Genomic DNA, 14,287 nt, shown 5'->3' with positions numbered 1-14,287 from the left:
TGCTGTTCGTGAACCCCTCCCTCGATCGGCTCTTCGAGCGCGGCCAACGGGCACCCGAGCGGGTGTGGGCGATCCGAGCCGACGACGGCGCCGCGACCGGGCTTCTCGCCCGTCGCCTCATGGGTGACTTCGCCCTGCTGGACATGCTGTCGCTGCCCACCGACGATGTCGCGGCCGCCACGCTCGTCGACGCGGCGACCGCGTGGGCTCGCACAGCCGGCTCCGCCGAGGCCTCGTTCGAGTCGCCGGTTGCCGACGAGCCACTGGCCGACCCGGAGGTCGCACGGATCGTCTCGCTGTTCGAGCGTGCCGGCTGGCGGGTGCTCGTCACGCGCCGGCACTACCACCTGGCAGCCGCGTGCGTGGCCGATGCGAGCGCCGCGGTGCCGCTGTCGGTCGGGCTCGAGCAGGCGTCAGCCGGCGATCGTGACCGGCTGACTGCCCTGCTGACCCGGGTGTTGCCGGGGTCGCTCGATGTGCACGACGGCGCGCTGGTCACCGAGCACGGCCTCGCCCAGGCCGCCGCCGAGCAGGCCGACGACCTGCTCGAGTCGGACCCGCCCGAGTGCCTGAGGTTCGCGACGCTCGACGGCGAAGACACCGGGTTCGTCACCTGGCGCCAGATGCTGGATGGCCGCGCCTTCGTGGCGGCGGTGGGCGTCGCCGTCGAGCATCGAGGGCGCGGGCTCGGTGGCGAGCTGGTCGCGGCCGCGACGCGAGACCTGGTCGCCACCGGTGCCCACACGCTCATCGCCGACACCGATGACGTCAACCTCGGCATGGTGCGCGGCTTCGCGCGGGCCGGATGGCACGCCACAGCGGCACGCATCGACCTGGCGCTGCTGTGACGCCCGGCTACTCGACGGGGAGTGCGTCCCGCATCGCCTGGGCGGTGCGGGCGGGGTCGTAGCCCTCCGGCACGCCGGCGACCAGGATGAGGTCGCCGGCGATGTGCCGCGAACGCAGCGGCGCGATCTCCCGGTAGGCGGGTGAGTCCCACCAGCTGCGGGCGCGGGCGATGTCCGGGAAGCCGATGACCACGACGTGGCCGGGCCACGCGCCTTCCTTGACCTCGTGCGGTGTGGCATGCACCAGGAACTGCCCGCCGAAGGGCTCGAACGTCCCAGGGATCCGCTCGATGTACTCGGCGATGTCCGGGTGCGGCGGCGACTCTTGCAGGTGGGCGATGGCGTAGGCGGACATGTCATCCATCCTGGGCGGTCCTGCCGGCGCTCGCATCCCTCGTGCGAGGGAGCCGAGGCGGGATATCGTGCGGACCATGCACCTGCACGTGGCTGACCACCCGCTCGTCTCGCACAAGCTCACCCTGCTGCGAGACGAGCGAACGCCGTCGCCCACGTTCCGGCAGCTCACCGAGGAGCTGGTGACGCTGCTGACCTACGAGGCCACACGAGGTCTGAAGACCGAACCCGTGGACATCACGACCCCGGTGACCACGATGACCGGGCAGCGCCTGACCGAGCCGCGGCCCATGGTGGTGCCGATCCTGCGCGCCGGTCTCGGCATGCTCGAGGGCATCACCCGGCTGATGCCCACGGCGGAGGTCGGGTTCCTCGGACTCGTTCGCGACGAGGAGACCCTGGAGGCGGTCACGTACGCGAACCGGTTACCCGAGGACCTCTCGGGGCGGCAGTGCTACGTGGTCGACCCGATGCTCGCGACCGGCGGCACCCTCGTGGCGGCGATCCAGTACCTGCTCGAGCGGGGCGCGACCGACGTCACGTGCATCTGCCTGCTCGCTGCCCCCGAGGGGCTGAGCACAGTCGAGCAGATGGTGGGCGACGAGGCGAACGTGCGGGTCGTGGTCGCGGCGGTGGACGAGCGGCTGAATGAGAAGGGCTACATCGTGCCCGGGCTCGGTGACGCCGGCGACCGCTTGTTCGGGGTCGTGTAGATGAAGGTCCTCAACGTTCTGCTCAACATCATCTGGCTGATCCTCGCCGGGATCCCGATGGCGCTGGGCTACGTGCTGGCCGGAGTCATCTGCTGCATCCTCATCATCACGATCCCGTGGGGCGTGGCCTCGTTCCGGATCGCGAACTACGTGCTGTGGCCGTTCGGCCGCACGGTGGTGCAGAAGCCCAGCGCCGGCGTGGCCTCGGCAGTGGGCAACGTGATCTGGATCGTGGTCGCCGGCATCTGGCTCGCGATCGCACACCTCGCCAGTGCGCTGGCCCTGTTCGTGACGATCATCGGCATCCCGCTCGCGATCGCCGAGCTCAAGATCATCCCGATCACGCTCACCCCGCTGGGCCGCGAGATCGTCCCGAGCAACCGCGCCTTCGCGAAGTACGGCTCCCTCACCCAGGTCTAGCTTTCAACGCTGATCCGGCAACGGGAGGGTTTCAACGCTGATCCGGCACAGCGTTGAAACCTTCCCTGTGCCGGAAGAGCGTTGAAACCTTCCCCGTGCCGAAAGAGCGTTGAAACCCTCCCCGTGCCGAAAGAGCGTTGAAAGGTCAGAGGGGGGCGAGGGCCTGGGCGAGGTCGGCGCGAAGGTCGGGGACGTCCTCGAGGCCGACCGAGAACCGGATGGTCGACTCACTGATCCCACACGCGGCGCGCCCCTCGGGGCCGAGCTTGCGGTGCGTCGTCGTGGCCGGGTGCGTCACGAGTGACTTGAGGTCGCCGAGGTTGTTCGAGATGTCGACGATGCGGAGTGCATCGAGGAATCCGAACGTGCGCTTCTTGAGCGCGTCGCCCTCGAGGCCGCCGTCGCTGAGGTCGAACGTGACCACGGTGCCGCCGCCGGTCATCTGGGTCCTCGCCAGCTCGTGCTGCGGGTGGGACTCCAGGAACGGGTAGTGCACGCGCTCCACCTGCGGCTGCTCCTCCAGCCACCGCGCCAGCTCGAGCGAGGCCGCGGCCTGCGCGCGAACCCGCAGCGCGAGCGTCTCCAGGCCCTTGAGCAGCACCCACGCGTTGAACGGCGCCAGGCTCGGGCCCGTGTTGCGGATCATCGTCTGCACGGGCCCGTAGATGTAGTCCTTCGGCCCGAGGATCGCGCCGCCCATCACGCGGCCCTGGCCATCGATGTGCTTCGTGGCCGAATACACCACCACGTCCACACCGAAGTCGAGCGGCTTCTGCAGCACCGGGGTGGCGAACACGTTGTCGAGGATCACGATCGCGCCGGCGCGGTGCGCCAGCTCGGTCACCGCGGCGATGTCCACGATCTCCTGCATCGGGTTCGAGGGCGTCTCGAAGATCACGACGTCGGCCGGCTCACTCAACGCATCGGCCCACCCCTGCAGGTCGGTCGCCCCGACATAGTCGGTGCGCACGCCCCACTTGCCCAGGATCTCGTTGAGCACCACGAAGGTGGACCCGAACAGCGCCTTGCTGGCCACGACGCGACTGCCCTGCTGCAGCACGGCGGCGAGCGAGGTGAACACCGCAGCCATGCCGGTCGCCGTCGCGTAGCAGGCCTCGGCCCCTTCCAGCAGCCGCAGCCGCTCCTCGAACGCGTTGACCGTGGGGTTGCCGTAGCGGCTGTAGGTGTACCGGTCGATCTCCTCGGCGAACGCAGCCTCGGCGTCGGCCGCACGCGGGTAGGCGTATCCCTGCGTGAGGAACACCGGCTCGGAGATCTCCTCGAACGCGGTGCGCTCGAACCCGCCCCGGACGGCGATCGTTCCGGGCCCCACGCCGTCGGGCAGGTCGGTACACGGCTCGGGGCGGCTCACTGCTGCCTCCAGGGCAGCCCAGCCGCACGCCAGCCTTCGGAGCCTCGGTGGCCGTGGGCGTCGAGACCGCCCTCGAACCCGTCGCTGACGTTGTAGGCGGGACCGTATCCGGCGGCGGTGAGCACCTGCGCGGCCATCGCCGAACGCTGCCCGCTGCGGCACAGCAGCACGATCGGGGTGCCGGGGTCGACCTGGGAGGTCACCGCCTCGACGAACGCTGCCGGGTTCGGTCCGCTGCCGAGCGAGCTCCACTCGGCGAAGACCGGCCGCTTGCCGAGGGTCGCGGTGTCGGGCACACCCACGAACGCCCACTCGGCCTGGGTGCGCACGTCCACGAGCACGGCGTTCTCGTCGCTCTCCAACAGCTCCCACGCCTCGGTGGATGTGAGATCGCCCGCATAACTCATGTTGCCTCCATCGGTCCTGGCAGTAGCACCGTGCCGCGGTGGGCGGATGGTTGCTGCAGCGTCGTCGAGCCAGATCTCTCGGCTGCTCTGGATGGTGTCCGACGGCGAGTCTACGGCTTCCCGACGGCGTGACTCGCCGCGTGGCGCGGACGTCCGTCCCTCGAACGGGACCACAATGAGCGGGTGCGTTCTCTTCGTCTCGGCGTCGCCCTCGCCGCCTCCGCCCTGCTGCTCGTAGGCTGCACCGACCCCTCCCCCGACCTTCCGGACCCGACCGACGGTCCAACGTCGGACACCTCGGAGACCTCCTCGCAGGAGCCGCCCACCGAGGATCCGAGCACCGAGGCCACGGAGACCACCGACGCTGCCGGTGAACCGGAGCCGCCCGTGTTCGGGACGGCTGCCAACCAGTCCGCCGGGGCGGCCACGGCGTGCGTGGCAGACGCGCTCGGCGCACCGCTGACCTTCAGCACCGTGCTCACCGCCACCGACGCGATCACGCTCGATGACCTCACCCTCGAGACCGAGGACCCCGCCTCCGAGGTCGAGATCCTCGACGCCTATGTGCTGCCGTTCACGGGAGGCGCAGGCGGTCTCTCGGTCGGCGACTACCCGCCCGCCGATCCGAGCAGCGCGCGCGAGGACGTCGGCGAGTACGAGCTCGACGCCGGTGACACCGTGATCGTCGGCGTGGGTGTGACCGCGCAGAACCCGACCACGATGACGTTCGTGCTGACCTTCCACGGCGCCGACGACGTCGAGCGCACCCTCACCGGCCAGCACGAGGTCACGATCTCGGACGTCTGCGGGGCCGGTGAGGAGGACCCCGAGGCCGAGTCCTCCACCACCTGAGCTCCGCGTCTCTCAGGCGGACGCAGCGTCCTCGGCCGGTTCATCGCCCTGGTCGAGGTGACGGAGCTGGCGCCAGATCAGCACGACGAAGATGGCTGAGCCGATGCCGGCGAACCAGAACGGTGCTGCCACCGTGAACCGCTCGGCGAGGAAGCCGCCGAGCGTCGACCCCAGTACGAGGCCGCCGAACACCCCGAGGCTGTTGACGCCGTTGACGCGCCCCTGCAGCGGGATCGGCACCACCCGTTGCCGGATCGTCGCCGAGGTGGTTCCCCACACGAAGGCGTGCGCGCCGAAGACCACGAAGATCACCATCGCGACCCACGGCACGCGCGTGGCCGCGAGCCCGATGTGGGTGAGCGTCTCGATGATCAGTCCGATCCGCATGATCGCTCCGAGCGTGAGCCGCCGGGTCAGCCACCCGTAGCACGCGGTGCCGAGCAGTCCGCCCGCCGCGCCCATCGTGGTGATCAGCCCGAACCCGATCTCCCCGAGGCCCAGCTGCCGCTGCGCGTAGAGCACCAGCACGGCCCACGCCGCGCCGAAGGTGATGTTGAAGCTGAAGATCGTCAGCACCAGTGTGCGCACGGCCGGATGCGACACGGCCCAGCGCAGCCCCTCCGCGAGGTCGTGCCGCGCGCGCCGTCGCTCCCCCACCCGCTCCACAGCCGGTAGCCGCACGCGTGAGAGCAGCACGAGAGCCGCGAGCACCAGCAGCACCTGGCTCGCGAACGGCCACGCGTGGCCGAGGGCGAACAGCGCCGCGCCCAGCGGCGGCCCTGCGAGCTGGTTCAGTGTGATGACGCCGGTCATCACGCGCGCATTCGCGACCGCCAGATCCTTGCGATCGACCAGCATCGGCACGAGCGTCGAGGACGTGTTGTCCACGAACACCTCGGCGCAGCCGAGAAGGAACAGCACCACCAACACGATCGCGATCGAGACATGTCCGGTGAGTACCGCCGTCGCCAGCACCCCGAGCACCACGACGCGGACCACGTTTCCGGTGACGAGGACACGCCACCGGTCGAACCGGTCCGAGATCACGCCCGCAACCAGGGAGAACAGCAGCGGCGGGAGCCACTGCAGCGTCGCTCCGAGCGCCACGAGCCGGGCGTCGTCGGTGAGCGAAGCGACCAGCAGCGGCCCGGCGGCCAGCACGACGCCGTCGCCGAGGTTGCTCACCCAGCTCGAGGCGAGCAGCCACCGGAACGGGCGACCCAGCCGAGCGGGGACGAGCGTCTCCGCCACCCTGCTCATCGCACCCACGAACACCGGACGCTACCCGACGCCGCGCTCGCGCCCAGCAGATAGCGTCACGCCATGCACTGGACTGCAGACGTCAGCCTCGGCGCCTGGATGGCCGAGCGGCTCGACGCGCCGTGGCGCGGCACGATCCACGACGTCGTCCCGCGCGGTTTCGAGGCCTATGCGCGGGTGTTCCACCCTGCGGATCGGGACCGCCCGGTGGGGCAGGCGTGGCCGCCGCTGCCGTATGCGGCGCATCGCGCGCAGTGGCAGGCCTTCGAGGACCGCGCACCGCAGATCGACAGCGAGCACGTGTCGTGGGCGGTCACGGCGGCCGCGTTCGGCACCACGGTGCACCCGCTCGCCCAGTGGGGTGCGCTGGTGGCGCCCGGGGTTGTGGTCGAGAACGAGGACGGACCGCGCGACCGCGACGGATGGCGCTACCAGGAGCCCGCGCTCGGCCAGCCGCCCCCGGCCACGCTGGCCTCGGTCGCGCGGCACCTCGCCGAGCACACCACCACGCCCGACGGCGGAGCGATCGCCGTGTGGGAAGGCTGGGGTGGGCTCGTGGGTCACCTCGGCCCCACGCCCTCACGGGCGTTCCTGAGTACCTCCGACGACGACCGGCACCGTGGTCTGCTCGCGAACCTGGTCCCGGAGCGGTTCCGCAGCCCGTTCGCGAAGGACCGCTGGCAGCCGGGGATCCTGGCTGACGACGTCTCTCGCGGGCCTCGGCTGCAGTTGCCCGGGCGCGACCACGTGCTGTTCACGGGCGGGGTGGCCGAGCTGACCTCGCCCGACTGGGTACTGGCGGCACCGTGGCGGGATCGGGAGGCGGAGGCGCACGGCTTCGAGCCCTCTGCCCACTCCCCCAGCCTCGTGTGGCCGGACGACCGCGCCTGGGTGCTGGTCAGCGAGGTCGATTGGGACTCGACCGTGATCGGCGGGACGCGGGTCCTGGTCGCCGCCATCTGCGCCGACCCGGCTGTGGAGGCGCTCCCGCTGCCGCCGGAGGCTCCCCTCCACGAGGGTGCCGGCGAGACCACCGGGTGACTCCCGCCGTCGAGATCGCTGTCCTGGGCCGAGATCGCTGGTTCAGAACAGCGAGGTCGACCCAGCACAGCGATCTCGGGCGACGTGCGGGACCTGCCCGGGCTAATCTGCCCCTGTGACTGAGGCCGGGGCGATCACCGCGCGCACGGCGGTGGTGTTCCTGCTGGCCACCTGGCCGCGGCGGATCCTGCTGGCACTGCTGCTCCTGGTCCCGGTCATCGTCGGTGCCGTCGGTGGCTTCGGGAAGGCGGAACCGCCGCCGCGCGAGGTGGCGCCTGACGTCGTGACCGACACCGGCGCCTATCTGGTGGTGCCGCGGTACTACTTCGTGTCCGACCAGGTGGACACCTACGGGCTCGCCGACGGCGAGCGCTGGGTCGGTGCGGTCGCGCAGATCACCAACCAGGGAACGGAGCCGATCAGCGTCACCTTCAGCGACGAGACCTTCGTGCTGCCGGACACGGTGCCCAACGAGAACTCACGATTCCCGTACGAGGTGCTGCGACTGGACACCGGCAGCTCGCTGAGCGAGGCACAGCCCGGCCTCACCTACGAGGTCGCGCTGCTGTGGCGGACCACCGGACTGGAGGACGCCCCGCCGGAGCTGACGCTCACGATGAACCGGACCTGGTGGACCGAGTGGAGCATCGAGGAGGGGTACTTCACCTGGCGTGCCACGGCGGACTCCTACGACGTCACGCTCCCCCTCGGCGAGCTCCCGGACCAGATCCGCCAGGAGGAGGACGAGTGAAGCGCCGATGGGTGGTGGCGGGCATGGCGGTGATCGCGCTGGCTGCGGGCGCCGGCGCGAACGCGATCGACAACCACCACCTGGCCACCGGATGGCACACAGTCGTACGTGGCGACGAGGGTGTCGACGTGGTCGCCGCGAACTACCAGGTGCACGTCCACGGCGCGACAGCCTCCCCTCACGTCGAGGACCGCGAGCCCGTGACCAGCCCGGGGATCTTCGTGCTGGTGGACCTCTCCTACGCGACCACGGACGCCTGGGGCACACCGGAAGAGGTCATGCTCATGGACGCCGACGGCCGCGAGTTCACCTCGCCCGGCGGGTTCAGCTCGGCGGGCCGGCCCTGGTTGGCCGGCCCGGACATCTGGTACCGCGGCGGACTGCTGTTCGAGGTGCCCGCCGACGCCGTGGACGACCTCACGCTGGTGTTCAACCCCGAGCGCCCGCACACGCTTCTGCCCGGTACGACCGCGCGGATCCCGCTCACCGTGACGCCCTCGTCCACGCCGCTGATGGTCGAGGACCGGACCGTGCTCGCGGAGGGCGACCGATGACCGAGCACCAGGGCGCACCCGACCCGTACGGCGCCGTCGAGGGACAGTGCCCGACTGGGCCACCGACCCCGGTGAGCGAGCAGAGTTCCGGCGAGCCGCCGTCGTCGGGGCCCGATCGGCCGCGCAGCGGCCTCGCGACCCAACCACGAGGTCGCGGACGCGTCGCCAGCACGACGGCGGTGCTCGCGTTGGTCCTCTCGCTCGCCGGATGGGGATGGTTCGCGAGCGAGAACGCGCGCACGGGCTGGTGGGAGTTCGGTCAGCACGTGTCCGTGGAGCCGGATCAGGAAGGCTGGGCGGGCGTCGATACGGTGCGCGTGCGCCTGACCGGCGCCGAGATCGCCAGCGGGATCGAGGACTACCGGCCGCCGTCCGGCTTCACGTACCTCGTGCTGGATTTCGACGTCGAGGCCACCGAGACCGAGACGTACCGGAGCTGCACGGTCGAGGTGCGCGACGAGCAGGGCCGGTTGTTCCTGGCTGGGCGCGAGGTCCCGAACGGAGACCCCTACTCCTCGGAGCTGATGTGCGGCACCTCTGACCCGGCCGACGACCCGGTGCCCGGGACTCAGTCGGTGCTGGTGCTGGTGCCGGTGGATGCGGCGCTGGAGTCAGTGCGGGTGGATTCGCGCGAGTTCCCGGCGGCGACCTTCATCGAGCTGCGCCTGCCCTTCTGACGCCGACGAAGCTGGCCGGATGCCCCGAAGCGTGTGAGCAACCTGTCGGCGAACACCGCCGTGATGGCCACGGTGAGCACGAGCGTGATCATCTGCGCGACCCCGTTGAGCGGGTTGTAGAGGGCCACCCAGACAGCCTCTTCGCGGGAGCCGAGCACGAGTCGGGCGAGCCACCAGACCACCACGTCGGCGTTGGCGATCACCGTGAACAGCACGCAATAGGCGAGCACGGGCGCGAAGGCCGACCGCAGCACCAGCGCGAGTCCGCCCGCGAGCGCACCGAACCGCCCGCCGGTGTCGGAGAGCCGGTTCCAGGCGAGTCGCAGCGGCGCATCCCCCACGCGGCTGGTGAGCCCGGTCCAGCGGCCGCGCTTGACGGCGTTCACCACCTCGTCCGTGCTCACCGTGTCGACCACCTGCAGGCCGTAGACGATCACGGCGATCGTCAGCATCGAGATGGGGACGACCAGGCCGGTCACGGCGGCGTCGGTGAGCACGGGCAGTGCGCTCGTGATCCAGTCGCCGATCGCGCCCAGGGTGGGGAGGCTCTCGCGGATTCCGGCCCAGGCGTCGAAGATTCCGTCCGCGACGCGGCGCTCGGACCACCAGTCGGTGAGGTCGCCGATGACGCCCGTGAGCACCCAGGCACCTAGCGTCACCCAGACCGCCTCGGCGTACCCGACCACGACGTGCAGCACTCCGCGTGATGCTCCGCCAGACGCGACCACGCGGTCACTGTGTGCCACCCGGCCGCCCACGGTGCGCACGAGCAGCGCACCGATGACGATGCCGAGCACGAGCCACGAGGCGATCTGCGGGAAGATGCCCAGGTCTCCGCCGACGCTCAGGTCGCGCTGTTGCAGGCTGCCGTTGACATAGGCGATCAGGTCGGCGCGCAGGTCGCCCCGGCTCTCGTAGACCACCAAGAACGGCACCAGCACGCTGCCGACGGCGGCGAGCACGCCCCACACATCGGAGCGCCGGGCTTCCCTGCTGCGGACGACGAGCAGCATCCCGACCAGCGCGGCGAGGCTCGCCAACGGCACCAGTGCCAGCGAGAGGAAGCCGAGGACCGGCGAGATCACGCCGGCGATCACTGCCAGTCGCGCGAGCAGCTCGCCGGCCAGCAGGCCCGCGGCCGCGATCGCGAAGAGCGGCAGCCAGTGCTGCGCGACGAGCGACCCCGCGCCGCGGACCATCTCCGCGGTCTCACGCAACCCGAGCGGGTCGGAGCGGGCCGGAGCGGCGGCTTCCCCGCCCTCCTGCGTCCTCTCGCCCTCGCTCATCGGCGCCACTGTAGCGACCCGCATGCCCACGCCGCCCCGCCGTCGAGATCCCCCTCCCCCAACCCGATTTCACTGACGAAACGTCACCCACCCGATTTCACTGACGAAACGTCATGTGACGTTTCGTCAGTGAAATCGGTTTGGGGGGGCCGAGGCACCGTGCAGCAGGCGGGTCACCAGGCCACGTGGACGGGGCGCGCGGCGTAGGTGGCGACCGGGTTGGCGAGCGGGGTGGGTGCGTGCTGGCCGGTCGAGACCAGCCGCAACTCCGGCAGCCGGGTCACCAGGGCACGGAACGCCTCGTCGAGCTCCACACGCGCAAGCTGCTGGCCGACGCACCCGTGCGGGCCGTCGCCGAAGGCCAGGTGGCCGCGGGCGTCACGGCGCACGTCGAGAACGTCCGGGTCGGGGAAACGGCGCTCGTCGCGGTTGGCGGAGACCGCCGAGACCGACACCGTGGTGCCCTGCTCGATCACGTGGCCGCCGATCGCGACCGGCTCGGTGGCCGTTCGCGGGAAGACGGTGAGGAACATCGTGCAGTAGCGCACGATCTCCTCCACCGCGGCCGGGACGAGCTCCGGCTCCGCTGCCAGCGCCCGGTACTGCGACGGCTGGTCCAGCAGCGCGACCGTGCCGGTGGAGATCATGAACGCCACCGTGTCGCGGCCGGACAGGCTGAGCATGTGCAGCAGCCCCTCGACCTCGGCGTCCGAGAGGTCCTCGTTGCCGAGCAGGTCGGAGATCGTGTCGTCGCCGGGGTGTTGGCGCCGGTGATCGATCGCCTCGCGCAGCAGGTCGTGCTGAACCTGCCGCGGTGCCCCGTGCACGTAGTACTGCGCGTACCGCTCCAGCAGGTGGTCGGCCACGCCGAGCACCAGTGCGTGCACCCGGATCGAGATCGGCTCGGCGTACAGCTCGAGCAGGTCGGCGCCCGGGCCAGCCTGGATCAGCGCGTCGAGCTGCTCGGCGACGATCTCGGCGATGCGCGGGCGGTGCGTGCGAGCCGATCTCACCGAGAACCTCCGGGTGATGGCTCGCCTCAGCCGCAGGTGTGCGGCGCCATCCACGCCGAGGATGTTGGCGGAACGATCCGCCTCGATTCCCGCTTCGTCCAGCGGCCCCGGCTCCGCGCCGCGGTCCACAGTGGTGTCGTTCGCCGGCATCCGCTGCGGCTGCTGGCTGAAGCGAGGATCGGTCAGCACCTCCCTGGCCTCGTCGTAGCGGGTGACGAGCCAGCCCTCGTGGTCGTCCTGGAACCGCAACGGAACCAGCGGTCCGGCCTCGCGCCATCCGGCGAACCGGGGCGACGGCCTGGTGGGCATCGAGTCGGCTGGGAGCGTGGCGGCGACATGGCCGAACGGGCACTGACTCATCGGGCGATCTCCTCCAGTACCCCGGACGTGCCGAGCAGCGAGCGGGCGCTGCGGAACGCGCGCGGCGAACCCCATGCCGCCGCTCCCGCCACCACGCCTTCCTCCGCGGCCACGAACGCGACCGGGTCACCGGTCACGGACCGTTCCACCACCTCGATCACGGCGCGCGGCGAGATCCGGCCGGCAGCTTGCACCCGCACCCCGTGGATGTCCGACCAGAAGTAGGGCAGCGCGGCAGGGCGCGTCGGGAGACCCACGAGCGCGGCCGCGACCGTGCTCGCCTCCGCGACCGCAGCCGCCTGTGTGCGCCGCGAGACCTCGTGCCGCCCACCGGCACGGTCGGCGGCATCTCCGATTGCCCACACGCCCGGCGCCACCCGCCCTGAGGCATCGCATCGAATGCCATCCGGTCCTACGGGGAGCGAGTCAGCCAGCCAGTCGGCGGTCGCATGCACGCCGACCGCGAGCACCAGCGTGTCCGCGCACACCTCACCCTCGCGCGCCTGCGCCGACCAGCCGCCGGCGACCCGACCTACGTCGCTCACCTCGGTCCGCACGTCGACCCCGTGTGCGCGGTGCAGGGGCAGCAGTGGTGCGCTCAGCGCGCCCCGCAGCGGCCCGACGCCCTGTTCGGTGCGGGAGAGCAGCGTCGTGGGGACACCACGGGCGGTGGCTGCCGAGGCGATCTCCGAACCCAGGACCCCACCACCGAGCACGATCAGCCGCCGGCTCTGCTCCAGTGCGTCGGACAGCCCGACGGCGTCCTCTCGCGTTCTCAGCAGATGCGCACCTCCGGCGACGAGGTGCTCGAGGTGGGTCGGAACCGTGGCGGATGCGCCGCATGCGATCACCAGCTCGTCGAACCCGAGCTCTTCGCCGGGCAGCCGCAGCCGCCGCCTGGCCAGGTCGAGCCCGAGCGCCCGGGCACCCGGCCGGAACTCGACCCCGATCGCCATCAGCCCGGGTCCGTCGATCAGATCGGCCGTCCCGGGGTCCTGCCCGAGCAGCACCGCCTTGGACAGCGGAGGCCGCTGGTACGGCAGCCCAACGCCGGCCTCCAGCAGCACGATCTCGCCGTCGAAGCCGAGCTCACGCAGGCTCTGTGCGACCGTGACGCCGCCCACGGAGGCACCGATCACCACCACGCGGGTCATCGTTCCTCGCTGACCACGATGGCACGCGCCGGGCACAGTCGCGCCGCCTCACGCACCACTCCCAGGTCCTCGGTGGTGTCGGTCAGCACCACGACGATCCCGTCGTCGTCCTGGTCGAACACCTCCGGCGCAGTCAGCGCACACTGGCCCGCACCCACGCAGGCCGCACTATCGGCCACGATCTGCATCCGAGTCGTCACTCCTTCGATGGCTCGTTTCGGATTCGACCACGATATGCGCTCTATACCGTGATTTCTCGGTGTATGTTGTGGGAACCGATGAGCATGTTGGTGTCCGTCGACACCCGTGCCCGCCTGCCGACCTCAGGAAGCCCGATGCCGACGCCGCCATCCGCTCGACTGCGCGAGCGTTTCGCCACACTCCGCCAGGTCGGCGTCGCCGCCGAGCGGTACCCGAACTTCGTCGCCGAGGAGTTCAGCCCGCACCATCTCGACGTCGTGCTGCTCACGTTCGTGCTGTCGGGCAGCGGGCAGCACCAGATGGGCGACCGCACCCACGAGATCGTCGCGCCGTCGGTCTCCGTCACGGTGACCGGACAGACACACAGCCTCGTCACAGACCGGGGCGGCCTCGAGGTGGTCAACGTCTTCATCGACCCCGACCTGCACCCCCTGCCAACCCTCCGCCCACCGCTCGACGAGGCCCTCGCGGCACTGATTCCGCTGCCTTCGGCGCCCGGCGTCCTCACCACCGACTTCGCCCAGCTCGAGCTGCGACCCGACGACCGGTTCGAGCCGCTGCTCGATCTCCTCGTGGCCGAGACCGAAGAGCCCCGCAGCCTCGACCTGCTCACGGCGCTGCGCACCGCACTCCTGACGACCTGCGCGCACGCGGTGATCGGTCGAGGGCTGATGAAGACCACGAACCCGACCTCGCCGTCGGACGTGCGGGTGATCGCCGTGCGCGAGTGGCTCGACAAGCACTACCGCGAGAGCCACACGCTCGCCTCACTCGCCCAGCGCGCCCAGCTCGAGCGCACGTACTTCTCAGCGCGCTTCACCAAGGTGGTGGGGTTGCCTTCCAGCGAGTACGTGGCCCGGCTGCGGATTCGCTACGCGGTGGGGCTGCTGCAGACCACCGACGATCCCGTTGCCGCGATCTCGCGAGCGAGCGGGTTCAGCGACCTGTCGAACTTCGGCAGGACCTTCCGCCGCCTCATGGGCATGTCGCCACGCGAGTTCCGCTCCGAGACTCGGGGACTGCA

17 protein-coding genes and 1 riboswitch are annotated in these 14,287 nt (G+C 70.8%); of the genes, 9 read left to right on the top strand and 8 right to left on the bottom strand.

All coding sequences use genetic code 11. The features are described 5' to 3' along the window. On the top strand, positions 1-848 hold an 848-nt coding region (locus ACOJSN_RS19850; RefSeq protein WP_420114212.1), incomplete at its 5' end, for a GNAT family N-acetyltransferase. Positions 849-855: 7 nt separating this feature from the next. Here the strand turns inward: ACOJSN_RS19850 and ACOJSN_RS19845 are convergent. Further along, a complete protein-coding gene (locus ACOJSN_RS19845; RefSeq protein ID WP_420114211.1) occupies positions 856-1,203 on the bottom strand; it encodes a DUF1330 domain-containing protein in 348 nt (115 codons plus the stop codon). Between the two features lie 76 nt (positions 1,204-1,279). Between ACOJSN_RS19845 and upp the strand changes: the two genes are divergently transcribed. Beyond that, positions 1,280-1,915 (top strand): uracil phosphoribosyltransferase, encoded by a 636-nt coding sequence (gene upp / locus ACOJSN_RS19840; RefSeq protein ID WP_420114210.1) that lies wholly within the window; start codon positions 1,280-1,282, stop codon positions 1,913-1,915. Then, positions 1,916-2,335: a YccF domain-containing protein gene (locus tag ACOJSN_RS19835; protein ID WP_420114209.1), complete on the top strand. Its 420-nt coding sequence runs from the start codon at positions 1,916-1,918 to the stop codon at positions 2,333-2,335. A 145-nt stretch (positions 2,336-2,480) separates the two neighbouring features. Here ACOJSN_RS19835 and ACOJSN_RS19830 read toward each other — a convergent pair whose 3' ends face one another. Next, positions 2,481-3,707 carry an O-succinylhomoserine sulfhydrylase gene (locus ACOJSN_RS19830; RefSeq protein ID WP_420114208.1) on the bottom strand — a complete coding sequence of 409 codons (1,227 nt, stop codon included), beginning with the start codon at positions 3,705-3,707 and terminating at the stop codon, positions 2,481-2,483. Next, complete coding sequence (locus ACOJSN_RS19825) at positions 3,704-4,114, bottom strand: rhodanese-like domain-containing protein (protein WP_420114207.1); 411 nt, start codon at positions 4,112-4,114, stop codon at positions 3,704-3,706. The genes ACOJSN_RS19830 and ACOJSN_RS19825 overlap by 4 nt, the downstream gene beginning before the upstream one ends. Before the next feature lie 4 nt (positions 4,115-4,118). Further along, a riboswitch (SAM riboswitch) is annotated at positions 4,119-4,212 on the bottom strand. Between the two features lie 85 nt (positions 4,213-4,297). On the opposite strand from ACOJSN_RS19825, the gene ACOJSN_RS19820 reads away from it, so the two are divergent. Further along, on the top strand, positions 4,298-4,966 hold the full coding sequence (locus ACOJSN_RS19820; protein ID WP_420114206.1) for a hypothetical protein: 669 nt from the start codon (positions 4,298-4,300) through the stop codon (positions 4,964-4,966). A 12-nt stretch (positions 4,967-4,978) separates the two neighbouring features. On the opposite strand, the gene ACOJSN_RS19815 is transcribed toward ACOJSN_RS19820, so the two are convergent. Next, entirely contained in the window at positions 4,979-6,226 is a 1,248-nt protein-coding gene (locus ACOJSN_RS19815; RefSeq protein ID WP_420114205.1) for an MFS transporter, read from the bottom strand. A gap of 63 nt (positions 6,227-6,289) precedes the next feature. Here ACOJSN_RS19815 and ACOJSN_RS19810 point away from each other — a divergent pair, with 63 nt between their 5' ends. From ACOJSN_RS19810 to ACOJSN_RS19795, 4 genes are all read left to right on the top strand, one after another. Next, positions 6,290-7,267 carry a hypothetical protein gene (locus tag ACOJSN_RS19810; protein ID WP_420114204.1) on the top strand — a complete coding sequence of 326 codons (978 nt, stop codon included), beginning with the start codon at positions 6,290-6,292 and terminating at the stop codon, positions 7,265-7,267. 115 nt (positions 7,268-7,382) lie between these two features. Next, positions 7,383-8,018: a hypothetical protein gene (locus ACOJSN_RS19805; RefSeq protein WP_420114203.1), complete on the top strand. Its 636-nt coding sequence runs from the start codon at positions 7,383-7,385 to the stop codon at positions 8,016-8,018. Further along, a complete protein-coding gene (locus ACOJSN_RS19800; protein ID WP_420114202.1) occupies positions 8,015-8,572 on the top strand; it encodes a hypothetical protein in 558 nt (185 codons plus the stop codon). Before ACOJSN_RS19805 ends, ACOJSN_RS19800 begins: the two co-directional genes overlap by 4 nt. Beyond that, positions 8,569-9,249 carry a hypothetical protein gene (locus ACOJSN_RS19795; RefSeq protein ID WP_420114201.1) on the top strand — a complete coding sequence of 227 codons (681 nt, stop codon included), beginning with the start codon at positions 8,569-8,571 and terminating at the stop codon, positions 9,247-9,249. The genes ACOJSN_RS19800 and ACOJSN_RS19795 overlap by 4 nt, the downstream gene beginning before the upstream one ends. Here ACOJSN_RS19795 and ACOJSN_RS19790 read toward each other — a convergent pair. The 4 genes from ACOJSN_RS19790 to ACOJSN_RS19775 all read right to left on the bottom strand — a co-directional run bounded on the left by ACOJSN_RS19790 (position 9,141) and on the right by ACOJSN_RS19775 (position 13,250). After that, positions 9,141-10,535 carry a hypothetical protein gene (locus ACOJSN_RS19790; protein WP_420114200.1) on the bottom strand — a complete coding sequence of 465 codons (1,395 nt, stop codon included), beginning with the start codon at positions 10,533-10,535 and terminating at the stop codon, positions 9,141-9,143. The genes ACOJSN_RS19795 and ACOJSN_RS19790 overlap by 109 nt on opposite strands. Positions 10,536-10,708: 173 nt before the next feature. Then, a complete protein-coding gene (locus ACOJSN_RS19785) occupies positions 10,709-11,908 on the bottom strand; it encodes a cytochrome P450 (protein ID WP_420114199.1) in 1,200 nt (399 codons plus the stop codon). Then, positions 11,905-13,062 carry an NAD(P)/FAD-dependent oxidoreductase gene (locus ACOJSN_RS19780; RefSeq protein ID WP_420114198.1) on the bottom strand — a complete coding sequence of 386 codons (1,158 nt, stop codon included), beginning with the start codon at positions 13,060-13,062 and terminating at the stop codon, positions 11,905-11,907. The genes ACOJSN_RS19785 and ACOJSN_RS19780 overlap by 4 nt, the downstream gene beginning before the upstream one ends. Beyond that, positions 13,059-13,250 carry a ferredoxin gene (locus tag ACOJSN_RS19775; RefSeq protein ID WP_420114197.1) on the bottom strand — a complete coding sequence of 64 codons (192 nt, stop codon included), beginning with the start codon at positions 13,248-13,250 and terminating at the stop codon, positions 13,059-13,061. The genes ACOJSN_RS19780 and ACOJSN_RS19775 overlap by 4 nt, the downstream gene beginning before the upstream one ends. Before the next feature lie 90 nt (positions 13,251-13,340). Between ACOJSN_RS19775 and ACOJSN_RS19770 the strand changes: the two genes are divergently transcribed. Beyond that, positions 13,341-14,287, top strand: a 947-nt coding sequence (locus ACOJSN_RS19770) for a helix-turn-helix domain-containing protein (protein WP_420114196.1), incomplete at its 3' end; no start/stop codon positions are given.

The sequence above is a fragment of the Pseudactinotalea sp. genome, assembly GCF_048594945.1.
Taxonomy (GTDB): Bacteria; Actinomycetota; Actinomycetes; order Actinomycetales; family Beutenbergiaceae; genus Pseudactinotalea.
The sequence above is the reverse complement of the archived record's forward strand: the minus strand, read 5'-3'. Positions and strand labels throughout refer to the sequence as shown.